Consider the following 449-nt stretch of genomic DNA (forward strand, 5'->3'; position numbering starts at 1 on the left):
AGTGTTATGAACATCCCAACGATTGAAGGCAGCGGTGAGCTGATGCGAAAAGTGGACCTTATTCTGGCAACCGGTGGCCCAGGTATGGTGAAAGCTGCATACAGCTCGGGGACTCCGGCTCTTGGAGTGGGTGCCGGTAATGTCCCTGTGTATATCGAGCGCACAGCGGATATCAATGACGCTGTAACCAAAATAATGGCTAGTAAGACTTTTGACAACGGGACAATCTGTGCCTCTGAACAAGCCATTATTACCGATAAGGTGATTGATGCTCAGGTGAGAGCAACACTTAAAGCGCAAGGCGGATATTTCCTTCAAGGTTCAGAGCTTGATAACGTGAAGAGAGTGATGGAACGCCCTAATGGCTCTATGAACCCCGCTATTGTAGGCAGAGACGCGAAGTATATTGCGGACTTAGCCGGAATTACGGTGCCATCGGACMCTCGTCT

Annotated in this window: 1 pseudogene; it reads left to right on the forward strand. The window is 49.8% G+C overall.

From position 1 onward, the window contains the following. Window positions 1–42: 42 nt before the first annotated feature. Window positions 43–449, forward strand: a pseudogene (locus EIZ48_RS28750) (bifunctional acetaldehyde-CoA/alcohol dehydrogenase); the annotation flags it as partial.

Origin of the sequence: Photobacterium alginatilyticum (genome assembly GCF_009910675.1) — a bacterium.
GTDB lineage: Bacteria > Pseudomonadota > Gammaproteobacteria > Enterobacterales > Vibrionaceae > Photobacterium > Photobacterium alginatilyticum.